Here is a 22609-nt window from a genome sequence, read left to right on the forward strand (position 1 = left end):
GTGAGTTTTTTTGTTGTTTAGAAAACGTGAATAATACTCTTTCTTACTGAATATACTGTTGTATATGAGGGAGGGGTAGTTGTAATATGACAAATAAAATAACGGAATTTGAAACAATTTCGAAGGCTCTTCAGTCGACGTATCATTTATTAGATACAAATAAACAATATGCGCCATCAGCCATGGAGGGACTAAAAGAAGCGGAAGATTGCCTAAATAAAGCGATTGATTACACATTATTTCATCGAAAAGAAAACTAAGCTTCTACATAATAGTGCATTAATTAAAAACAACCCTGTGTGAATCATACAGGGTTGTTTTTGGATTATGGTTTTGAGATTATAAAATTCTTGGTTTTTATTCTAATTATAGCGCTGGTGTTTTTTGAATAGCATCTGCGAAGCCTTTTGCTTCAGCCATAAACTGGTTGAATTCATCAATATCCATTTGTTGAGCTGAATCAGAGAGTGCGACAGCTGGATCAGGGTGTACCTCAGCCATTACCCCGTCTGCTCCAATTGCTAATGCGGCTTTGGCTGCTGGAAGCAATAAATCTTTTCTACCTGTAGAGTGAGTGACATCTACTAATACAGGCAAATGTGTTTCTTTCTTCAGAATCGGGACAGCAGAAATATCTAACGTATTACGTGTCGCTTTCTCGTAAGTCCTAATTCCTCTTTCACAAAGCATGATTTGGCTATTTCCTTGAGAAATAATGTATTCAGCTGCGTAAATGAACTCCTCAATTGTAGCAGACAACCCGCGCTTCAATAAAACAGGCTTTTGGACAGAACCGACTAATTTTAATAGTTCGAAATTCTGCATATTACGAGCACCAATTTGAATCACGTCTACATAATCTAAAGCAGATTCTACATCTCTTGTATCAAGGACTTCACTAATGATAGACATTCCTTCTTCATCGGCAACACGGCGAAGAATCTTTAGGCCTTCAAGTCCTAGTCCTTGGAAATCATATGGAGAAGTTCGAGGCTTGTAGGCACCGCCGCGCATTAAAGACAGACCTTGCTTTTTCATAGCTTGGGCAACAAGCTTCACTTGCTCATAGCTTTCTACAGCACATGGTCCCATAATAAAATGTTGGCTTCCATCTCCTATATTTATATCGTTGACATTAACAACCGTATTTTCTGACTTTTTCTTACGTGATACGAGTAATGCTTTGCGGTTGTCATCTTCCTGAAGTTCCAAGCTTGCTTTTAAAATTTGCTTGAAAATATGTTGAAGGGTTGATGTTTCATATGGCCCTTTGTTATGAGCGGCAACCATATCCATTATTTTTCGTTCTTGAACAGGGTCAAATCGTTTTACACCCTGTGTTTCCTTTTGTCGTCCAATTTCTTTGGAAATTTCTCCTCGTTCATTTAGTAGTTCTAGGATCTCAAGTGTTTTCTTCTCAATCTTGTCACGCAATAATTCTAATTCCGACATCATAAGCCCTCCCAGGTTTTATTGAATGTTTCTTCAACACTTCAACGCTGTAAAGCGTGTTAGAATTTTATAAGTTGTTAGCTCAATACGATAGACTGAAACAATAAAATTGTCAATAGAAAATAAAATAAAAATTAGAATATGATTACAATTTTATGTGATAAAGCTGTGATTGACAATCAAAAAATGATAAAAATAACTTGAAAACGCTATCAATAAGACTCTTTTAGAAAATAATGAAATTTTGCTTTACAATGCTTCGACATTGTGATAAAAATTAGACTTAACAATACCTAAATCGGATGTTCAAAAAAGAGGGTAAAAAAGACCAAGTGTCATTTTTACCGTACCTTTTTGAACCTCTTCTAAAAGCAAAGACGGGGCATAGTAGCTTCATGAATTTGTAGTACCAGAGAACTGATGGATAGTGTGAATCAGTACAATCATGAATGTGAATTACTCTCCCGAGCTTCTTTTTCGAACATTTGAATTCTCAAATTAGTAAAAAAAGACGGTAACAGCCGTTATGTTATAAGAGAGGCGGAAATAAGTCCGCAAATTAGGGTGGTACCGCGTAACATAACGTCCCTGCTTCGGCAGGGGCGTTTTTATTATTTTATCTTTTAGGAGGAATGAAAATGAGATACTTAACAGCAGGGGAGTCCCATGGTCCCCAACTTACAACCATTTTAGAAGGTGTACCAGCTGGTCTTGAATTAACGGAGGAAATGATTAATACAGAATTACAAAGAAGACAAAAAGGGCATGGTCGCGGACGCAGAATGCAGATTGAAAAAGATCAAATCCAAATCACGAGCGGAGTTCGTCACGGGATTACAATGGGTGCTCCAATTGCCTTGATTGTACAAAATAATGATTTTAAGCATTGGAGAAAAATCATGGGTGCCGCACCGATTAGCCCTGAAGAACAAGAAGAAGTAAAAAGAAAGATTACTCGTCCACGTCCTGGTCATGCTGATTTAAATGGTGCAATTAAATATGGTCATCGAGATATGAGAAATGTACTTGAGCGTTCCTCTGCAAGAGAAACAACAGTACGGGTAGCAGCAGCAGCAGTTGCTAAAAGAATACTAGCAGAAGTTGGCATAAATGTTGGCGGACATGTGCTGGAAATTGGTGGAATAAAAGCAGAGAAGTCCTCCTATTCAACGTTAGAAGAATTGAAGGAAAAAACGGAAGCTTCTCCTGTTCGTTGTCTTGATGAGAAAGCTGGAGAAAAGATGATGCAAGCTATAGATGATGCCAAAAAACAAGGGGATTCCATCGGAGGTATTGTTGAAGTTATTGTTGAGGGCATGCCGATCGGAGTAGGGAGTCATGTTCAATATGATAAAAAGCTAGAAGCAAAACTAGCGGCAGCGATCATGAGTATTAATGCCTTTAAAGGGGTGGAAGTAGGAATTGGCTTTGAAGCAGCCCATCGACCTGGAAGCAAAGTCCATGATGAAATCCAATGGACGGAAGAAGAAGGGTATACTCGCCGAACAAATAATGCTGGTGGATTTGAGGGCGGAATGACAACAGGGATGCCAATTGTTATAAGAGGGGTTATGAAGCCTATTCCGACTCTTTACAAACCACTTGAGAGTGTTGATATTGATACAAAAGAGCCTTTTAAAGCAAGTATTGAGCGCTCTGATAGTTGTGCTGTTCCTGCTGCTAGTGTCGTTGCAGAAGCTGTTATAGCTTGGGAATTGGCTGTTGCGATCGTAGAGCAATTTGGTCATGATCGGATGGATTCGTTAAAGGATTCGATTAAAAGGCATCGAAAATACTCTAAAGAATTTTAATAAGGTGGGAAAAATATGAATGTAAAAGCTCAGCTTTCAGAGTTGAAAGCATACACACCTGGTAAAACAACAGATGAAGTAAAAAGAGAATATCAATTAGATAAGATTGTGAAATTGGCGTCCAATGAGAATCCTTACGGTTGTTCTCCAAATGTTTTAAAAGCTATATCGCAAACTAATACATTGGCAATTTATCCAGATGGTGCAGCTGTGAATTTAAAAAAGGCCGTTGCAGAACATCTTGAAATCAATCAAGCGAAGTTGATTTTTTCGAGTGGATTAGATGAATTAATTCAAATCATAAGTAGAGCCGTGTTAAGTCCTGAATCGAATACTGTAATGGCGAGCGAAACATTCTCACAATATCGTCATCATGCGATTATTGAAGGGGCTGAAGTGAGGGAAATCCCCTTACTAGAAGGCACCCATGATCTAGACAAAATGGCCGAAGCAATTGATGTTAATACAAAGCTTGTTTGGATTTGTAATCCGAATAATCCAACAGGAACATACGTTTCAAAAGAAGAACTGATCCGATTTTTAGATAAAGTTCCGAGTGATGTACTTGTGGTTGTCGATGAGGCTTATTATGAATACGTCACGATAAATGATTATCCGCAAACCATCCCGTTGCTAGATGAATACGAAAATGTATTGGTTATGAGAACTTTTTCTAAAGCCTATGGATTAGCGGGAATTCGGATTGGCTATGGGATAGCCTCACCTGCATTAATTAACAAGCTAGATGTCGTTCGTTTGCCGTTTAACACCTCTTCTTTAGCGCAAACAGCGGCAATAGCAGCGTTGGAAGATCCGGAGTTTATTGAGGAATGTGTCATCATCAACACCAATGAATTGCAGAAGTATTATCATTTCTTTAATCTGCACCAAATATCTTATTATCCATCGCAAACGAATTTTATTTTTCTACGATTAAGTGAACCTTCTATAGAGAAAATGTTTCAACAATTGCTAGAAAAAGGGTGGATTGTAAGAAAATTTCCAAAGGGTATTCGGATTACCGTTGGAACAGAACAGGAAAATGAAGAGCTATTAAACATTTTAAAGGAAGTTATCCCAAGGATATAATAGATAGATGAGGCTGTGTGAAGATGAAGGAAAGTAAGTTGGTTTTATTAATTGGTGTCGGGTTGATTGGCGGGTCTGTCGCGCTAGCTATTAAACAGGAACATCATGCGCATGTGATCGGTTATGATGTTAATATTGATAATTGTAAGCTTGCCCAGAAGCTAGGTATTATTGATGATTATACGGAAACGTATGAAAGTAGTGCAGAAAAAGCAGATTTAATTATTCTTTCCTGCCCAGTAGAAATTGCAGAAGGCTTTCTTGAGAAATTAGCAAAGCTTTCTTTAAAAAAAGATGTCCTTATTACGGATGTTGGGAGTACGAAAGCACGAATAATGGAAAGAGCGGAACGCCTTTTTGGCCGCTCAAATGTTTATATTGGGGGACACCCAATGGCAGGTTCACATAAGGTTGGACCAGGAAGTGCAAAGGCACATTTATTTGAAAATGCTTATTATGTTTTGACACCTTCCCAAAATGCAAATGGGAGAGTAGATCAATTAAAAGAGTGGCTGAAGGGTACAAAAGCACATTTCATTGTGATGGATCCTAAGCAACATGATCTAGTGACCGGTGTTGTTAGTCATTTTCCGCATGTTGTAGCGGCGAGCCTAGTGCGACAAGTACAAGGTCATGCCACCCAGGATAAAAATATTCAATTTCTTGCAGCAGGTGGTTTTCGAGATATAACAAGAATTGCTTCAAGTAGTCCAGTGATGTGGAGAGATATTGTCCAACACAATCAACCAGTTCTTCTTTCGTTACTTGAAGAATGGATAAATGAAATGAATGCTGTTAAGCAATTGATTGAGAGTGGAGATGCAGATCCATTATTTGCTTATTTTGATGGGGCAAAGCAATTCAGGGATTCGCTACCTGTACGTGCAAAAGGTGCCATTACATCATTTTATGACTTATTTGTTGATGTTTTGGATAAACCTGGTGTTATTTCGGATATTACCACCATCCTTGCTCAGAAATCGATTAGCATAACAAATATCCGGATTATTGAAGCGCGAGAGGATGTCTATGGTGTCCTTCGGATTAGTTTTCAAACAGAAGAGGATATGGAATCTGCAAAACAATTGTTAGAAAATGAAGGGTATGAAACGTACATTAGTATGTGAATTCGCCAATGACCAAAAGTTTACTGGGAATCTAGGCTTTAGTAAACAATGTCTACTAAGATCGTGCTCCGCTAAAGTTGCTCGCGTTCTGCGGGGCGCCGTCCTGGCGCAATGCCTGTATGACCTGCATCCTGCAGGCCTCCGGAACGCGTCCGCCTAGAACAGAAATCAACGGTGATTAGCAGACTCGGCATTTGTAGATGATGATCTCGTTCAATATAGAGTGGAAGATCTACAAAAAGTGAAATATCCCTTATAGAATGTAGGATTAGAAATAAAAAAATAGTACAAGAAAACCTTGTACCATCCAACTCGGTGAATGCCAAAAGTCTATTAGTATGTAAGGAGGGCAAATATTGGAAACACAAAGCGCAAAAATTTCCCCACTAAGGGGCACGATCAAAGTACCAGGTGATAAATCGATTTCCCATCGATCCATTATGCTGGGATCCATTGCGAAAGGAAAAACTACTGTTCATGGTCTTTTAACAGGGGATGATTGTCTTCATACAATTGAATGCTTTAAACAGATGGGTGTTCATATTTATCGTGATGGAGAATACGTCGAGATTGAAGGAAAAGGGGTAGATGGATTAATTGAACCAATGGATGTATTGGATGTTGGTAATTCAGGTACCACCATTCGTTTGATGCTTGGGATATTATCTAATCTCCCGTTCCATTCCGTTGTGAAAGGGGACAGTTCCATTGCCAAAAGGCCGATGGATCGAGTAACTAATCCTTTGAGACAGATGGGAGCCAATATTAATGGACGTGATAATGGCAAGCTAACCCCACTAGCTGTGAGAGGGGGAGGTTTATCAGGCATTGACTATATTTCACCTGTTGCAAGTGCTCAAGTGAAGTCCGCTATTTTACTAGCTGGTCTGTTTGCAAATGGTATGACGAGTGTCACGGAACCTGAGGCTTCTCGTGACCATACTGAACGGATGATTCAGGCATTTGGTGGAGAAGTGAAAACCACTGGCTTGAAAAAGACGATTCATGGCCAGCAGCAATTAAAAGGAACAACTATTACGGTGCCTGGTGACATCTCATCTGCTGCTTTTTTCCTTGTGGCTGGCTCTATTATTCCAGATAGTCATATTACATTGAAAAATGTAGGCATTAACCCTACCAGAAGTGGAATTTTAGATGTACTAAAGGAAATGGGAGCAGATGTAGTGATTGATCAGCTACACGACCAAGTTATGGAGCCCTATGCAGATCTTACTGTAAATGCTTCTTCTTTAAGGAGCGTAACAATAGAAGGGGATATGATTCCAAGGCTGATTGATGAAATTCCGATACTTGCTCTAGCTGCTACACAGGCTGAAGGTACGACCATTATTAAAGATGCGGCAGAATTAAAGGTGAAAGAAACGAATCGAATTGATACAGTTGTGGAAGAATTAAAGAAAATGGGTGCAAAGATCGAAGCAACATCAGATGGAATGAAGATTTATGGTAAAACTTCTTTGCATGGCGCCAATGTGAATAGTCATGGCGATCACAGAATTGGCATGATGTTGGCGATTGCTAGTTGCCTCACACATGAAAAGGTAGAGATTGAGGATAAAGAAGCCATCACGGTGTCTTATCCAGGATTCTTTCAACAATTAAAAGCTTTAACAAATTAACAATGATGATGTCTTTGCCCCAAATTAAAAGGAGAGTCATCAGATGCCCCGTATAATTTCGGTCGGAACTGCAACACCTGAATTTGTTGTTCATCAAGAAGAGACAATGCAACTCGCCAAACGGTTATTTTCCGATTCTATGAAAGAGGTTGATCGTTTATTAAAAGTGTTTAAAAACGGAGAAATTAAAAAAAGACATTTTGTTAAGCCTTTAGATTGGTATACAGAACCGCATTCTTTTTCTGAAAAAAATAACGTGTTTATTGAATCAGCAGTAGGACTTTGTCTTACTGCTATTCGGGATTGTTTCGCACAGGCAAAGACGAAAAGAGAAATCGGTTATGATGAGATTGATGCGATTTTTCTAATTAATACGACTGGCCTATCCACTCCTAGTCTAGATGCAAGAATCATCAATCAATTGCCATTTTCCTCCCAAACGAAAAGAATTCCCATTTGGGGATTAGGCTGTGGAGGAGGGGCTAGCGGCCTATCGAGAGCCCATGAATACTGTCTTGCTTATCCGAAGGCAAAGGTCTTGGTCGTAGGAGTAGAATTATGTAGTCTTACATTTCAGCTGAATGATCGAAGTAAAAGTAATTTTATTGGGACCTCACTTTTTTCCGATGGAGCAGCGGCTGTGTTGATTGGAGGCGAAGATGTTCCTTACAATGAACTGGTTGACCGATCATTGCCGGCAATTTTAGAGACGCAGTCAACTATTATGAAAGATTCACTTGATGTGATGGGATGGCAATTTGAAGATGATGGGTTTTATGTTGTTTTTTCTAAGGACATTCCGACCCTTGTCAGAAATTGGCTTCAACCCGTGATGTTACAATTTCTTGAGCAAAACAATCTGAACGAAGCTGAAATCGCTCATTTTATTGCTCACCCAGGCGGAAAAAAAGTAATTAAGGCGTATGAAGAAGCTCTACAATTGCCAGAAAGTAAAACCGCCCAATCATTGGAAATACTAAAGGAGTATGGAAATATGTCTTCTGTGACCGTTTTCTTCGTGTTAGAACGTTTTATGAACCAGTCAATATCTTCTGGGGATTATGGAGTCATTGCCGCCCTGGGGCCCGGTTTTAGTTCTGAATTGTTGTTATTAAGGTGGGAGTAGATATGTTTTTTCTGATAATCCTTACTTTTTTGCTGATCCAAAGATTAACCGAATTATTCATAGCTAGACAAAATGAAAGATGGATGCTACAACATGGAGCCATCATCTACGGACAAAGCCATTATCCTTATATGATTCTTCTTCATGTTGGATTCTTTCTGTTTTTCATCGTTGAGGTGGTTATTTCTGGTCAGAGACCCGCACGTTTTTGGCCAATCTTTTTAAGTATCTTTTTTCTTCTCCAATTCGCGCGTTATTGGGTGATTATCTCACTAGGTAAATATTGGAATACAAAGATTATTGTTTTGCCGAATGCTGCTCTTATTCGCAAGGGACCCTTTCGATTTATAAAACATCCAAATTATATGATTGTTACATTGGAACTTTTGGTAGTTCCGCTTATGTTTCACGCATATATAACCGCAATTCTCTTTTTCTTTTTAAATCAATGGATGCTTTTCATTAGGATTCGTGAAGAGGACCAGGCTCTTCAGCAAAATTTGGTTGGAAATAAGTAAATACATATTGGAGTTGTCGCGGTTTCACGGCAGCCTGAGATTTCGGTAATGCTTTCAAGTTCAATGATTTTCAGGTAGAATAGATCTAATTAAATGAAAAGTATTAAAAGAGGAGTTTGCTTAATCCATGGATAACGTTTTATTAACTTCAAGCCGGGAACGCCAGCTTGAACAGGCTCTAACATTGTTGGAACGCTTTAAACAACATGAAGATCAAGAAAGAGTCGAGAAAACATTAAAACTAATTGAAAAAATATATAGGCAAGAAACAGTGATTGCTTTTAGTGGGCATTTTTCAGCTGGGAAATCAACGATGATCAACCAACTAACAGGGGAGAACATTTTACCATCAAGTCCAATTCCTACAAGTGCAAACATTGTGAAGGTTTATCGTTCGGAAAAGGACTTTGCTAAAGTGTATAGTCATGGTGCACCGCCGCTACTTTTTACTGCACCATACGAATTCACTGCAGTACAAAACTATTGTAAAAAAGAGAATATTACTGAAATTGAAATAGGCAGGAAGGGTTTGGAACTTCCTGATGGTTTAACGATCATGGATACTCCTGGAATCGATTCTACTGATGAAGCGCATCGTCTTTCTACAGAATCTGCTTTACATATTGCGGATGCTGTTTTTTATGTGATGGATTATAATCATGTTCAATCAGAACTGAATTTTATGTATACAAAAAATCTGCTGCGACATGGGGTTAGACTGTATTTAATTATTAATCAAATTGATAAGCATCAATCTGAAGAATTATCTTTTCAAGCTTATAAACAATCGGTGCTTGATGCGTTTGCATTCTGGAATGTCCGACCTGCTGGGGTCTTTTTTACAACCTTAAAACAAATGAAGCATCCAGAAAACGAATTTACTTCAATCAAAATGATGATTCAAGATATTTTCTCACATCAAGATGAATGGAGCTTAGCTGCTTTTACTTCTTCTTTTAACAAATTGGTAGAAGAGCATGAAGAGTGGCTTGACGAAAGCTTTCAAAATGAGGCAGTGAGCTTGAACCAAGAGATTTCTCTCTTTGCTCAGGATCATCAGGATGTTTTTCAAACAGAAGATAGGTTAAAAAACGAAAAAAGGCAGATAGTAGCCGGATTGGAAAAACTTGGGGATGAGTATACAACAGAATGTGAAAAAATACTGCATAATGCTTATTTAATGCCTTTTGAAACAAGGGAGTTGGCAGAACAATTTCTGCAAGCAAAACAAACTGATTTTAAAGTCGGTCTATTATTTAGCAAAAAAAAGACAGAAGATGAGCGCAATAGACGACGGCAAGAATTTACAGAAGCCTTAACGAAACAAGTGGACTCTCAAATTGTATGGCATTTACGACAGTTGGCTAATGCAGTCCTTGATAAGGAAAAGGCCAATAACAGGGAATGGCAAGAAAACGCGCAGTCTCTGCAGGTGAACTGGTCTGAAAAGCTACTAGATGAAACGGTTAAAAAGGGAGCTGGTGTAAATGGCCAATATGTCCTGCAATATTGTGAGGAAATAGCGGAAAAGATCAAGCGGCTCGCAAAAAAAGAGTGGGAGCAATTTTTGGAACCCGTTATCACCCATGGACAAGAGAAAATGACCAATACACTCGAAAAACTAGATGAGCAACTCATCGCAATTTCAAAAGCATCAAGAGCAAAACGACAGCTTGATCAACTAGAAGATTTATATACGAAAATGAAGCAGGAAATCACTGTCTTAACAGGTACCGAGGAAAATACTTTACAAAAACTACGTGAACAATGGAAAAAGGCTGCAGAGAACTTCACCATTTATCAAGAGGATGAGCATGAGGAAAGTGTAAAGAAGGATAGCGGTACGAACGTACCAACCCATACAGATGAAACACAGGTAAGTATACTTGAATCGTCTCAGGTGATCCAGCAATTAGAGCGTATGGTCCAGTTATTACAAGAAGATCACTATTTTAAAAGAATCAGATCACAATTACAAGATAAAGTAAAAACGTTAACTGAACGAAATTATACGATCGCTTTATTTGGAGCATTTAGTGCGGGGAAATCTTCTTTTGCTAATGCCTTGTTAGGGAAGGCAGTACTACCAGTTTCCCCAAATCCGACCACAGCAGCCATCAATCGAATTTGTCCACCAACAGCAGAATATACACATGGTACAGCTGTTGTAAGTTTAAAAAGTGAGCAGGATATGTTGGCTGATGTAAATAAGTCATTATCGTATTTTGATCAATCTTGTTTGTCTTTAACAGATGCTTATCAAAGGGTGCTTAATCTAACCATTGCTTCGAATCAAAATGAGAAGGAGAAAGTCCATCTTTCGTTTTTAATGGCTTTCCAAAATGGCTTTCTGGATCATCAGCAACAATTAGGGCAAACATTCAAGACAGATATGGAAAATTTCCGGGAGTACGTAGGAAATGAGGCGCAATCCTGTTTTGTTGAATCGATTGATCTTTACTATGACTGCTCATTTACAAGGCAAGGCATTACGCTAGTTGATACACCTGGGGCAGATTCGATTAATGCGAGACACACAGGTGTAGCCTTTGATTACATTAAGAATGCAGATGCTGTATTGTTTGTCACTTATTATAATCATGCCTTTTCAAAAGCAGACAGGGAATTTTTGATCCAGTTAGGACGGGTGAAGGATAGTTTTGAATTAGATAAAATGTTTTTCATCGTTAATGCAATCGACCTAGCTTCTTCACAAACTGAAATGGAGGAAGTGCTTGATTATGTTAAGGGTGAACTTATTCAAAATGGGATTCGTTTTCCAAAAATATTTGGTCTTTCAAGTAAATTAGCGCTTCATGATCTAGATCGAGAAAAATCCCAAATTGATCTGTTTCAAACGGCATTTGATCATTTTCTCCAACATGATCTGCAGAAAATGGCAGTACAATCCGCAAAAATAGAGTACAACCGTGCTTTACAATTTTTAGATCAGCTGATTAAAACAGCAAATGAGGATCAAGAACTTAAAAACGAACGTCGTAAAGAGTGGCAGCAGGCCAAAACAGAAATGTTAGATATATTGTCTAACGATCATGTTAAAGTTTTATCACAACAAGCGGAGCAAGAGGTAGAGGAATTGACCTTTTATGTGAAACAAAGAGTGTTTTATCGCTTTCCGCAATTTTTTAAGGAAGCTTTTAATCCAGCTATACTAAAGAAAAATGATCGCTCTTTGCTACAGAAATGCTTGCAAGAACTATTAGATACTGTTGGTTATGACTTTTCACAAGAAATGCGCGTCACTTCTTTAAGAGTGGAGAAATATACTCAAAAATTACTAGCCAACTTTTATTCCAATTTGCAAAGAGAACTACAAGCCATTAAAGCAGATATAACTTTCTCGCAAATGGAATGGAATGCTATTCCAACACCTGAATTTGCAGCAGCTTTTGCCGATAGTGAAAGAAAACCATTTGAAGCTCAGTTTAAGTATTTCCGTAATCCAAAAGCTTTTTTTGAACAAGATGAGAGGAAAAAAATGGAGGAAGCCTTTCTTGAGATACTCTCTCCTTTAGCTGATGACTATTTACAACAGGAATATAAACGGATTACCGAAGTATATCTACATTATCTTTTTCAAGAATATGGTAGCTTAATTAACCATGCTGAGCAGGAAGTTATGGACCAGTTTGATTCATGGTTTGAGGCTTTAGAAGGCCAAGAAAATGTAGCTGAATGGATGAAAGTAAAAGAAACACTACCACTTATGTAAGGAGGATCTGCCATGCAGTCCATTAAATCTACACAATGGCTTTTTGATCATCTACATTCAGATTCATTGTGTGTGATTGATTGCCGCTTTTCCCTAAAGGACCCTAGCTATGGGGAGAAGGTTTATCAAGAAAATCATATCCCAGGAGCTGTCTATTTTGATCTCGAGCTCGACTTGTCTGGCCCCGTGAAAAAACATGGAGGGAGACACCCTTTACCAAATATCCAGGAACTAGTAGAAAAACTGGAGAACAAAGGGGTGAGTCACCAAGATACGATCATTATTTACGATGATGGGGATAGTAGTTTTGCTGCACGATGCTGGTGGTTATTAACCTATTTGGGCCATCGACAAGTTTTCCTATTAGATGGAGGGATAAATGCGTGGAGGGAAAATGACTATCCTCTAACGAATAAGCCGTCAATTAAGAAAAAGGCGAAATTTATCCCTTTTCTTCAAACAGATATGCTAGCTACTTATGAGGAAGTAAAGCAGCGAAGTCAGGACCAACAGGCCATATTAATCGATTCACGGACAAAAGAACGCTACTTAGGGATTGTAGAACCGTTGGATCGCATTGGTGGTCATATTCCAAGTGCACTCAATTACGATTGGTCAGAAGGTTTGAAGAATGGAAGATGGAAAACATTAGAGGAGCAAAAACAGAGATTTGACTCGCTTGGTTCGGATGATGAAGTGATCGTTTACTGTGGTTCAGGAGTGACCGCAACCCCTAATGTCCTAGCTTTAATGGAAAGTGGCTTTAAAAAAGTAAAGCTGTATGCGGGCAGCTATTCAGATTGGGTTTCTTACCCGGAAAATCCTGTTGTCACGACAAATAAAGACTAGGTTATAATAACTTTTTGCACTTTTGTAACCCTGAACCTATGAAGGGAAAAAGCCCCTTCCTAGGTTCAGGAACATTTGCTTGTCGGAGGCCAACAGGATGTTGGTCAGAAAGGTGTTGCGCCAGGACGGCGCGAATTTAGCCTTTCTTCCTAGTTCAAGGCGCTTGCGCTTTTGTTCTAACTCATCCTTCTTAAGACGTAAGTGGTCATTTATGGTATAATCATTATTTAGTATGCTGAAAAGGGGTCCTCACAATTGAAACATCATTTGTTGTTAGTGGATGGAATGGCACTATTATTCCGAGCGTTCTATGCTACAGCTGTGCGGCGAAATTTTATGGTTAACAGTCAAGGAGTGCCAACGAACGCGGTTCAAGGCTACTTAAAGCACTTATTAGCAGCGGTTGATCATGTGCAACCGACACATATTGCGATTTGTTGGGATATGGGGAGTGTCACATTTCGGAATGAGATGTATACAGAGTATAAAGCAAATAGGCAAGCACCACCTGTTGAAATGGTTCCACAATTTGATCTAGCAAAAGATGTGACAACAGCGTTAGGAATTTTGAATATCGGTGTAAAAGGCTATGAAGCCGATGATTGTATAGGTACTCTTTGTCATGAATTAAAGCAAGATGAAGAGCTAGTTTTGACTGTATTAACAGGTGACCGTGATCTCCTACAGATTGTTGATGATAAAGTAACTGTTTTATTGCTGCAAAAGGGAATTGGCAATTATCTTCATTATTCTAGAGATGCTTATGTCGATGAATTTCAATTAGAGCCTAAGCAATTAATCGATGTCAAGGCTTTGATGGGAGATCCAAGCGATGGATATCCAGGTGTTAAGGGAATTGGTGAAAAAACGGCTTATAAGCTAATGAGAGAGTATGAAACAATTGAAGGTTTATTCACAAATTTGGCTCTATTGACACCAACGATTCGAAAAAAATTGGAACAAGACGAGGAAATGCTATACCTCTCTAGAAAGCTGGCAACCATTCATTGTCAAGTGCCATTAGATTTTTATATAGACCAGGCTAAGTGGCAAATACACCCAACTAAAACAATGAATGTCATAGAGCAATATGAATTAAAGAGTGTTCGGAATGCTTTATTAAAGCTTAATCAAACAACAACACAAACAAGTTTGCCGCTTTAATAGGATGGTAAAGGGAGTAAGAACATTGATTGGAAGAAACGATCAGCTTGGAAATTACTTACTTCGTTTAGAGGAGAAAGGTTTTAAATTTGGCGAAGATGTTATCAGCTTTATTTATTTTGGTAAGCAATCGACAGGTTCATCGGATTATTTAGCAATATTATCCATTGAATTCACACTGAAATGTCAGAAGCGTTTTGATTCAAGCTTCTATTTATCTTTTCTTGAAAGATTGCAGACACATAAAATTACCACCAAAAAACAAGCATATGCACTTGCAAAACAGTTAGGATTATTAGCGGTCCAAGAGACGTAAATCTTGGAGCGCTATTAATTTAGATGAATAGCTTTCCTTGCGAGAAGATCAGCTTGTTTATTTTCTTTCGATGGGATCCACTTAATAAAAAACAGATCAAATTCTGTAATTGTATGTAGTATTTCGCTTAAAAACGGTTGATATTTTTTATTACGAACAAATTGTCTTTCAACAGCTTGAACAACCGCTGATGAATCTGACCTGACGGAAACGATCGAAGCTCCTTCTTTAACGCAAATTTCTAATGCTTTTAATAAAGCGTGAAATTCTGCTTCATGATTTTCCATTTCTCCAAGTGGAAATGAATATGATTCGGTACTACCCTCGTTTTTAATGAAAATGCCAGCACCAGATGGACCTGGATTACCAGCACTTGCACCGTCAATATACACCTCTAACAAATCTTGATCACTCCTTACGATTAATTTTCTAGAAGAACGGGAACGCTTTTATAAAGAAGAATTTGTGAATAGGATGTTGACACCATGAAAGTAAAAGTAAAATTCACTTATAAAACTGAACCTAAGATTGTGATTCCGATGGAGTCTAATTGGTTTAATCAGGAAATAGTTGGAAAATTCCTTAGTGATTTACAACATACCGGAAGAGCCCATGATATTATTATTATGGACGAAATGGAAAGAGAATGGAATCAAAAGCAATTCACGAAGTTACAAAAAAAGCTGGATGAAGAGCCGACTGAACCAGTCGTTTATTTTGATGGTGGCTATAACAGAGATGTAAGAAAAGCGGGAATTGGAATTGTCATTTATTATAAAAAAGGAAGCACTGCATACAGAGATCGAATGAATGTACTGTTGGAGGAATTAGAGAATAATAATGAGGCTGAATACGCAGCACTTTACAATTCACTACTCTTAATAGAAGAAATTGGTTTTAAACATGTACCCGTTTTGTTTAAAGGGGATGCACAAGGTGTGATCAAGCAACTTGAGGGAGAGTGGCCATGCTATGAAGAAACACTCAATAAATGGCTGGATCGAATAGAGAAGAAAATCAATATGTTGGGATTAAAATCGAAGTTTGAGATTATTCCACGAAAAGAAAATAAAGAAGCAGATATGCTTGCAACGCAAGCATTAGAGTATAAAAACATACGCAGTCATACGGAAATAAATGCGGAAAGTTAAAGGATTGATTGAATGCAACGTATAGAGCTACTAAAAGAAATGAATGATGTAATGGAAACCTATTGCGAAGGCTGTTTTCTAAAAAGTCATTTTAGACAAACATACGGAAAAAAATTATGCTCATCGATTTTGCATACAAAGTTGCACCGTGGGCGAGGAGTTACAAAAAATAGGTCGAGGATTAATTAGTAAACAATAAAAGGCTGGAGAAAAACTCCAGCCCTAAAATTTATATGTTATGATAATTTAGCTACATTAGCTGCTTGAGGTCCGCGATTTCCTTCTACGATTTCAAAAGAAACTTCTTCGCCTTCCTCTAGTGATTTGAAACCTTCTCCTTGAATTGCAGTGAAATGTACGAAAATATCTTCTCCGCCTTCAACTTCAATAAAACCGTAGCCTTTTTCGTTGTTAAACCATTTTACTTTACCGTTTTGCATGTACCTTTTTCCTCCTAGACTTTAGCACTATTGTGCTTTGAAAAAATTATCATCAAAAAAATATAAAAAAACCATATTAAATTAGATGATATTTTCACTATACACTTAATTTGTAGTAGAGTCAAGGAACAAAAGAATACAGCAGTTAAATGATTAAATATCTCTATTTGCACTCCTAACTTGTTAATACGAACACATTATAGTACACTTTTATTGAATGAATGGAGATATAGGAGGGATTTTATTGCCAACTCCCAGTATGGAAGATTATATAGAACAAATCTTTTTGTTAATTGAAAATAAAGGTTATGCAAGAGTATCTGATATAGCAGAGGCACTGGAAGTCCATCCGTCTTCTGTGACAAAGATGGTGCAAAAACTCGATCGTGGAAACTACTTAGTATATGAGAAGTACCGTGGGTTAATTTTAACCTCTAAAGGAAAAAAGGTTGGCAAGCGCTTGGTCGAACGTCATGATTTGCTTGAAGATTTTTTGCGAATTATTGGTGTGAAAGAAGAGAACATCTATCATGATGTTGAGGGGATTGAACATCATTTAAGTTGGAATTCAATCGATCGAATCGGGGATTTAGTTCATTTTTTTGAAAAGAATCCTGATCAAGCCAAGGAATTGAGAGTTCTCCAACAAGCGAATGATCAAGACATTGACAAAGAACCGATATAACTGGTTCTTTTTTCGTTTAAGTTAACAGGAGAATTGTGGCTTAAATGAAGAGACTTGTAAACGTGTAATCTCAAGGAGTATGGGTATGTTCTTGGATTTTAACTTTTGAATGGATGATGAATATGAATATTTTTTCGGCTGAAAGCATCACAAAAACATATGGGGAAAAACATTTATTTAGAGATATTACATTCCATATTGAAGAAAAAGAAAAGATTGGCATTATTGGCATCAATGGAACAGGGAAATCTAGCTTATTAAAGTTAATCGCAGGGCTGGACGACCCTGATGCAGGTTTTTTTGACCATCCTAAAGATTATTCAATTGCTTATTTATCTCAGAATCCAGAGATGGATGGAAATTTAACTGTATTAGACCAAGTATTTCAAAGTAATGCTCCTGAAATACAATTAATGAATGCCTATGAACACACACTAATTGAATTAGAAGAAGCTACAAATAATAGCCAATTACAAAATAAATTATTGGAACTGCAAAAAAGAATGGATGCGGAAAATGGTTGGAATGCTAGTACGAATGCAAAAGCAATTTTAATGCGGCTAGGTATTCAAGATCTAACACAATCGATAGCTTCATTATCAGGCGGACAAAAGAAACGGGTTGCACTAGCACAGGTATTAATAGAGCGCCCTGACTTATTATTATTAGATGAACCTACTAATCATCTTGATTATGAATCGATTATTTGGCTAGAAACTTATTTGAATAATTACCCTAATGCTGTGATAACTGTAACGCATGACCGCTACTTTTTAGATCAAGTAGCCACACGTATACTAGAAATTGATCAAGGTCGTTTATTCTCTTATACAGGGAATTATGCCTCCTTTCTTGAAGCAAAAGCGCTAAGAGAAGAACAAGAGGCGCAAATAGCGGGAAAGAAGAAAAATTTATATAGACAAGAGCTTGCTTGGATGAGACAGGGAGCAAAGGCAAGATCGACAAAACAGAAGGCCAGAATCCAACGCTTTGAAAAACTTGAACAGGAAATTGGCAGCAAGGGTAAGAATGATGAGTTGAATCTTACCCTAGAAGGAAGTCGATTGGGGAAACAGGTTTTTGAATTAAAAAACGCCAGCAAGGCTTTTTCAAATCAGCAAATCCTCGATGATTTTCAGTTGTTAGTAAATCGCGGCGACCGCATAGGCATTGTTGGGAAAAATGGTAGCGGAAAATCAACATTTTTAAATATATTAGCAGGTCAAGTCCCCTTAGATCATGGTGAATTTATTGTTGGACAAACAGTAAAATTTGCTTACTACACACAGGAAAATGAACCCACCTCAAAAGATCAACGAATGATTGCTTATATTCGTGAAGAAGGGGAAACAGTGGAGACAAGGAATGGGGAAGTTGTTTCAGCTACTCAAATGCTAGAACGATTTCTTTTCCCCACACATACTCATGGAACATGGATTAGCCGCCTGTCTGGTGGCGAAAGACGACGTTTGTTTCTATTAAAACTGCTTATGGGAAAACCAAATGTACTGCTATTAGATGAACCTACCAATGATCTTGATACAGAAACGCTAACAGTCCTTGAAAACTATATAGAAGAGTTTCCAGGGGTAGTTATCTCTGTTTCTCATGATCGCTACTTTCTTGATAAAACAGCGAACCAATTGCTTATTTTTGAGGGGAATGGAAAGATCGTCCCTTATACAGGAACATACACTGAACACATTCAAGAATCCCAATGCCGTGTTCAGGAAGAGAAAAAGCAGCAAGCGAACAAAAAGCAATTAAAGGTCATTAAAGAAGACATACAAAAAGAAAACAAAAAGAAAATGACTTACAAAGAAAAAATGGAATGGGAAAGTATTGAAGATCACATAATGGAAGTTGAGCTAAAAATAGAACAAATGCAATCTGAATTAAATGAAGTAGGAAGCAATTATGAAAAAGCAGAAGAGCTATCCAGGGAAATAACGGAAACAAATAGTCAATTGGAGGATCTCATTGCACGCTGGACCTATTTGTCTGAGTTAGATGAATAATCGGGATTTTAAAGCTAAATGAACATGTCTGTGCTTTTTCTAAAAACATCCCGATTGGAATATTAGAGAGTGTGAATCTGATGTGATACAATGATGTCAAATCTCATTGAAAAATGATGCATCATTCCGAAAGGGGGAAGTGTATTGAATATTAAATCGATCGAACCGACGCCTAGCCCAAATACAATGAAAATTAACCTAGATGAGGAATTACCTGCTGGGAAGAGTAATAATTATAAGAAAGAGCACGCTCGAGAGGCTCCACCTTTAATAAGAAACATATTAGAAATTGAAGGTGTAAAGGGTCTTTACCATGTAGCGGATTTCCTTGCAGTGGAGCGAAATGGAAAGTTTAGTTGGGAAGAAGTACTGCCACAAGTTAGAGAGGTTTTTGGAGAAAAAAATGTCGGGACAGCCGCTCAAATGGAAGAGGCGGATGAACATTTTGGGGAAGTAAACGTCCAGATTCAAACATTCAAAGAAATTCCCTTGCAAATAAAATTAGTCACGAACGAAGAAGAAAAACGCTTTGGTTTACCAGATCGCTTTTTAAAGGCAATGCAGGCAACGCAAAAAGAAGACGATAATTATATTATGTTAAGAAGATGGAAAGATATGGGAGTACGTTATGGGGATCTGGAGCAATTAGGGGAACAAATCGCGGAAGAAATGAATGCCGCTTATCCGGATGAACGATTGAAATCACTTGTTGAGCGTGCACATCGACCCATTAGCGAATTACCGAAAAGAACATTAATAAAACTAACACCCAAGATGTTAGATGATCCAGACTGGCGTACACGATTCCAGCTTCTAGAACAAATGGAAGATCCAACATTGGAAGATCTGCCTGTTCTGGAAAAAGCTTTAGAAGATGAAAAATCCTCCATTCGTCGTCTTGCTGTTGTTTATTTAGGAATGATTGAAGATAAGCACGTATTACCTTTACTTTATAAAGGTTTACAGGACAAAACTGTGCCGGTTAGAAGAGCGGCTGGTGATTGTTTATCAGATTTAGGCTTCCCAGAAGCGATGAATGAGGCGAGCAAGGCACTTGCTGACAAAAGTCGAATTGTTCGTTGGAGAGCAGCGATGTTTCTCTATGAAGTGGGAGATGAAAGTGTGCTCCCTGCTTTAAAAGAAGCAGAGAACGACCCTGAATTCGAAGTTCAATTACAAATCAAAATGGCGATCGAACGTATAGAAGAAGGGCAGACTGCAAGAGGATCCATTTGGAAACAAATGACAGAAGCGAGAAATAAGTGAACTCACTATAATGATGAGTGTATCGCGTTTGCTATAACATAGTTGATAGTAAAGAATAGGAGTGAATGAAGATGTCTATGGCATATGAAGAATATATGAAACAAATTGTTCAACCTATGAGAGCAGAATTAACGAATGCTCAATTTAAGGAATTATTATCAGAAGAAGATGTGATCAATTTTATGGAAAACGTGCAAGGAACCACACTGGTTGTGGTCAATTCTGTTTGTGGTTGTGCAGCTGGTCTTGCAAGACCAGCCGCGATCCATGCCATATCATCAAGTGAAAAAAAACCTGATCATCTTGTAACAGTTTTTGCTGGGCAAGATCGTGAAGCAACCGTGAAAATGCGAGAATATATAAAGGGTTATCAACCGTCCTCACCATCAATGGCTCTTTTTAAAGATAAAAAACTAGTTCATTTTATTCCCCGAGAAGATATTGAAGATTACGATGTTGAAACAATTGCGCAAAATCTGACCAATGCTTTTACCAATTTATAAAGTGAAACTTCAATCAGTGGGGGAGCTTATCCCCCCACTATGACTTCTTTAGAATCTACTTGATTTGAAATGCATCATATGGATAGATTCCACCAGGATAAAGAAGTTCCCCTAATAGCTGACAGAGGAACCTTCTTGAATGAGATATTTTTTAAAAATTTAATAAGCAAAGAATATTGACTAGTGATATTATTTATTTTACTGTAAAGGTATACTCTCTTTGTATATCCGTTAAACAAACTTAGGGGTGGCTTCATTAGTATAGAAGATTAAAACGGAATGGATGTAAGTAAGAGAACAATAGAATAGTTGCATACTAGTCACTTAGTTTCTAAGTTGTTATGACATCGCTTACAGAGAAATAGTTTTTTTAAGAGATAAGATAGTATAAAGTTTTTCTTAAGATTGCTTTTAGGCTGGGCAGTTGTTGTCCAGCTCCAGGCGCCATCGGCTCGAGGCTCGCAGGAGCGAGTCCATCGGCGTTGCGCTAGGACGGCGCGAACTTAGCCGATGTTCTGCATAATAACCTGAGCCAATGAAAGGCAAAAAACGCCTTTCTTTGTCTCAGAACATTTGCTTGTCGCCGATAGGCGGGCGCCTTGCGCTTTTCTTAATTAACGTATATGGAGGTAATAGGATGAGCAATGTGAAAGTCGGTATTATCGGTTGTGGAAATATAAGCAGTATCTACTGCCAAGCTGGCCAAAAGTTCGAGGGGCTAGAAATTCATGCTTGTGCAGATCTTGATTATTCTCGTGCTAAAGCACGTGCTGTAGAATTTAATATTCCGAAAGCTTATACAGTGGAGCAACTATTAGCAGATCCCGAAATCGAAATTATTATTAATTTGACTATTCCTCAAGCCCACGCGGAAGTCTGCATCCAGGCGCTTAAGGCAGGAAAACATGTGTATGTTGAGAAACCGCTTGCCATTACACTTGAAGACGGTAAAAGGATCCTAGAGATTGCGGAAGCAAAAAACTTAATGGTTGGTGGCGCACCTGATACCTTCCTTGGCGGAGGCATTCAAACATGCCGAAAGCTAATTGACGAAGGAGTGATCGGTGATGTGGTAGCGGCTACAGGCTTTATGATGTCACCAGGACATGAATCATGGCACCCGGACCCCGCTTTTTACTATCAATATGGAGGAGGCCCAATGCTTGATATGGGACCTTATTATATAACGGCTTTGATTAACTTAATCGGACCGATTCGTAGAGTGACAGGTTCTACAAGTATTACATACAAAGAAAGAACGATCACAAGTAAGCCAAAATATGGCGAAAAAATAAAAGTAGAAGTTCCAACACATGTAACAGGTTTGCTTGACTTTGAAAACGGAGCCATCGCTACGCTGATTACAAGTTTTGATGTTAAAGGTTCAACACTTCCGAATATTGAAATCTACGGATCAATGGGAAGTATTCTTGTTCCAGATCCTAATACTTTTGGTGGCCCCGTTCGTTTGAAGAGACAAGGTGATTCAGAATGGGAAGAAATCCCCTTAACACACGGATTTACAGAAAACAGTCGAGGCATAGGTGTAGCCGATATGGCAAAAGCATTGCAGAACGGTCGAAAACATAGGGCGAATGGCTTGTTAACACTTCATGTATTGGAAGTGATGCATGGGATCCATGAGGCTTCTGATAAAGGAGTCCACTATGAGCTTACGACAACATGTGAACAGCCAGAGGCTTTACCAATTGATTTTTAAA

At 38.2% G+C, this 22609-nt stretch carries 21 protein-coding genes and 1 other annotated feature; of the genes, 18 read left to right on the forward strand and 3 right to left on the reverse strand.

Annotation, left to right across the window (positions count from 1 at the left end):
* The first annotated feature begins 86 nt into the window (after positions 1-86).
* Positions 87-260 carry a hypothetical protein gene (locus KI375_RS02855; protein WP_212972057.1) on the forward strand — a complete coding sequence of 58 codons (174 nt, stop codon included), beginning with the start codon at positions 87-89 and terminating at the stop codon, positions 258-260.
* A 106-nt stretch (positions 261-366) separates the two neighbouring features.
* Here KI375_RS02855 and KI375_RS02860 read toward each other — a convergent pair whose 3' ends face one another.
* A complete protein-coding gene (locus tag KI375_RS02860; protein WP_244852230.1) occupies positions 367-1455 on the reverse strand; it encodes a bifunctional 3-deoxy-7-phosphoheptulonate synthase/chorismate mutase in 1089 nt (362 codons plus the stop codon).
* A 362-nt stretch (positions 1456-1817) separates the two neighbouring features.
* Positions 1818-2045, forward strand: a binding site (T-box leader).
* Between the two features lie 45 nt (positions 2046-2090).
* Between KI375_RS02860 and aroC the strand changes: the two genes are divergently transcribed.
* The 10 genes from aroC to KI375_RS02910 all read left to right on the forward strand — a co-directional run bounded on the left by aroC (position 2091) and on the right by KI375_RS02910 (position 14825).
* Entirely contained in the window at positions 2091-3263 is a 1173-nt protein-coding gene (aroC, locus tag KI375_RS02865) for a chorismate synthase (RefSeq protein WP_212972059.1), read from the forward strand.
* Between the two features lie 15 nt (positions 3264-3278).
* Positions 3279-4352 carry a histidinol-phosphate transaminase gene (gene hisC, locus KI375_RS02870; protein WP_212972060.1) on the forward strand — a complete coding sequence of 358 codons (1074 nt, stop codon included), beginning with the start codon at positions 3279-3281 and terminating at the stop codon, positions 4350-4352.
* A 23-nt stretch (positions 4353-4375) separates the two neighbouring features.
* Positions 4376-5479, forward strand: coding sequence for a prephenate dehydrogenase (locus tag KI375_RS02875; RefSeq protein WP_212972061.1), 1104 nt, complete (start codon positions 4376-4378; stop codon positions 5477-5479).
* A gap of 356 nt (positions 5480-5835) precedes the next feature.
* A complete protein-coding gene (gene aroA / locus KI375_RS02880; protein ID WP_212972062.1) occupies positions 5836-7119 on the forward strand; it encodes a 3-phosphoshikimate 1-carboxyvinyltransferase in 1284 nt (427 codons plus the stop codon).
* Between the two features lie 43 nt (positions 7120-7162).
* Positions 7163-8245 carry a type III polyketide synthase gene (locus KI375_RS02885; RefSeq protein WP_212972063.1) on the forward strand — a complete coding sequence of 361 codons (1083 nt, stop codon included), beginning with the start codon at positions 7163-7165 and terminating at the stop codon, positions 8243-8245.
* Between the two features lie 2 nt (positions 8246-8247).
* The gene (locus KI375_RS02890; protein WP_212972064.1) at positions 8248-8763 is read left to right on the forward strand and encodes an isoprenylcysteine carboxyl methyltransferase family protein; all 516 of its coding nucleotides are present in this window, start codon (positions 8248-8250) and stop codon (positions 8761-8763) included.
* Positions 8764-8890: 127 nt separating this feature from the next.
* Entirely contained in the window at positions 8891-12496 is a 3606-nt protein-coding gene (locus tag KI375_RS02895) for a dynamin family protein (protein WP_212972065.1), read from the forward strand.
* 12 nt (positions 12497-12508) lie between these two features.
* Positions 12509-13345, forward strand: a complete 837-nt coding sequence (locus tag KI375_RS02900; RefSeq protein ID WP_212972066.1) for a sulfurtransferase — start codon at positions 12509-12511, stop codon at positions 13343-13345.
* 255 nt (positions 13346-13600) lie between these two features.
* A complete protein-coding gene (locus KI375_RS02905) occupies positions 13601-14509 on the forward strand; it encodes a 5'-3' exonuclease (RefSeq protein ID WP_212972067.1) in 909 nt (302 codons plus the stop codon).
* Between the two features lie 25 nt (positions 14510-14534).
* Positions 14535-14825, forward strand: coding sequence for a DUF6123 family protein (locus tag KI375_RS02910; RefSeq protein WP_244852232.1), 291 nt, complete (start codon positions 14535-14537; stop codon positions 14823-14825).
* Between the two features lie 14 nt (positions 14826-14839).
* Here KI375_RS02910 and KI375_RS02915 read toward each other — a convergent pair whose 3' ends face one another.
* Positions 14840-15226 (reverse strand): reverse transcriptase-like protein, encoded by a 387-nt coding sequence (locus tag KI375_RS02915; RefSeq protein ID WP_212972069.1) that lies wholly within the window; start codon positions 15224-15226, stop codon positions 14840-14842.
* A gap of 84 nt (positions 15227-15310) precedes the next feature.
* Here KI375_RS02915 and KI375_RS02920 point away from each other — a divergent pair, with 84 nt between their 5' ends.
* Positions 15311-15976, forward strand: a complete 666-nt coding sequence (locus KI375_RS02920; RefSeq protein WP_212972070.1) for a reverse transcriptase-like protein — start codon at positions 15311-15313, stop codon at positions 15974-15976.
* 133 nt (positions 15977-16109) lie between these two features.
* On the forward strand, positions 16110-16175 hold the full coding sequence (locus KI375_RS27890) for a hypothetical protein (RefSeq protein WP_374706799.1): 66 nt from the start codon (positions 16110-16112) through the stop codon (positions 16173-16175).
* 37 nt (positions 16176-16212) lie between these two features.
* Here KI375_RS27890 and cspD read toward each other — a convergent pair whose 3' ends face one another.
* Positions 16213-16416 carry a cold-shock protein gene (cspD, locus tag KI375_RS02930; protein ID WP_207452320.1) on the reverse strand — a complete coding sequence of 68 codons (204 nt, stop codon included), beginning with the start codon at positions 16414-16416 and terminating at the stop codon, positions 16213-16215.
* Positions 16417-16660: 244 nt separating this feature from the next.
* On the opposite strand from cspD, the gene mntR reads away from it, so the two are divergent.
* From mntR to KI375_RS02955, 5 genes are all read left to right on the forward strand, one after another.
* Positions 16661-17101, forward strand: a complete 441-nt coding sequence (gene mntR, locus KI375_RS02935; RefSeq protein ID WP_207452321.1) for a transcriptional regulator MntR — start codon at positions 16661-16663, stop codon at positions 17099-17101.
* Positions 17102-17223: 122 nt separating this feature from the next.
* Complete coding sequence (locus KI375_RS02940; RefSeq protein WP_212972071.1) at positions 17224-19119, forward strand: ABC-F family ATP-binding cassette domain-containing protein; 1896 nt, start codon at positions 17224-17226, stop codon at positions 19117-19119.
* 144 nt (positions 19120-19263) lie between these two features.
* Positions 19264-20385: a conserved virulence factor C family protein gene (locus tag KI375_RS02945; RefSeq protein WP_212972072.1), complete on the forward strand. Its 1122-nt coding sequence runs from the start codon at positions 19264-19266 to the stop codon at positions 20383-20385.
* A 71-nt stretch (positions 20386-20456) separates the two neighbouring features.
* Positions 20457-20888, forward strand: a complete 432-nt coding sequence (locus tag KI375_RS02950; RefSeq protein WP_212972073.1) for a BrxA/BrxB family bacilliredoxin — start codon at positions 20457-20459, stop codon at positions 20886-20888.
* Between the two features lie 637 nt (positions 20889-21525).
* Positions 21526-22608, forward strand: coding sequence for a Gfo/Idh/MocA family protein (locus KI375_RS02955; protein ID WP_212972074.1), 1083 nt, complete (start codon positions 21526-21528; stop codon positions 22606-22608).
* Position 22609: the final 1 nt, after the last annotated feature.

It is taken from the genome of Bacillus sp. J14TS2 (genome assembly GCF_018333015.1).
Classification (GTDB): domain Bacteria; phylum Bacillota; class Bacilli; order Bacillales; family Bacillaceae_C; genus Lederbergia.

What these genes read in the sequence shown, in the direction of transcription:
- KI375_RS02855 (WP_212972057.1), top strand. Translation starts at nt 87, where the DNA reads ATGACAAATAAAATAACGGAATTTGAAACAATTTCGAAGGCTCTTCAG.
- KI375_RS02860 (WP_244852230.1), bottom strand. Translation starts at nt 1,455, where the DNA reads ATGATGTCGGAATTAGAATTATTGCGTGACAAGATTGAGAAGAAAACA.
- aroC (WP_212972059.1), top strand. Translation starts at nt 2,091, where the DNA reads ATGAGATACTTAACAGCAGGGGAGTCCCATGGTCCCCAACTTACAACC.
- hisC (WP_212972060.1), top strand. Translation starts at nt 3,279, where the DNA reads ATGAATGTAAAAGCTCAGCTTTCAGAGTTGAAAGCATACACACCTGGT.
- KI375_RS02875 (WP_212972061.1), top strand. Translation starts at nt 4,376, where the DNA reads ATGAAGGAAAGTAAGTTGGTTTTATTAATTGGTGTCGGGTTGATTGGC.
- KI375_RS02885 (WP_212972063.1), top strand. Translation starts at nt 7,163, where the DNA reads ATGCCCCGTATAATTTCGGTCGGAACTGCAACACCTGAATTTGTTGTT.
- KI375_RS02890 (WP_212972064.1), top strand. Translation starts at nt 8,248, where the DNA reads ATGTTTTTTCTGATAATCCTTACTTTTTTGCTGATCCAAAGATTAACC.
- KI375_RS02895 (WP_212972065.1), top strand. Translation starts at nt 8,891, where the DNA reads ATGGATAACGTTTTATTAACTTCAAGCCGGGAACGCCAGCTTGAACAG.
- KI375_RS02900 (WP_212972066.1), top strand. Translation starts at nt 12,509, where the DNA reads ATGCAGTCCATTAAATCTACACAATGGCTTTTTGATCATCTACATTCA.
- KI375_RS02920 (WP_212972070.1), top strand. Translation starts at nt 15,311, where the DNA reads ATGAAAGTAAAAGTAAAATTCACTTATAAAACTGAACCTAAGATTGTG.
- cspD (WP_207452320.1), bottom strand. Translation starts at nt 16,416, where the DNA reads ATGCAAAACGGTAAAGTAAAATGGTTTAACAACGAAAAAGGCTACGGT.
- KI375_RS02940 (WP_212972071.1), top strand. Translation starts at nt 17,224, where the DNA reads ATGAATATTTTTTCGGCTGAAAGCATCACAAAAACATATGGGGAAAAA.
- KI375_RS02950 (WP_212972073.1), top strand. Translation starts at nt 20,457, where the DNA reads ATGTCTATGGCATATGAAGAATATATGAAACAAATTGTTCAACCTATG.
- KI375_RS02955 (WP_212972074.1), top strand. Translation starts at nt 21,526, where the DNA reads ATGAGCAATGTGAAAGTCGGTATTATCGGTTGTGGAAATATAAGCAGT.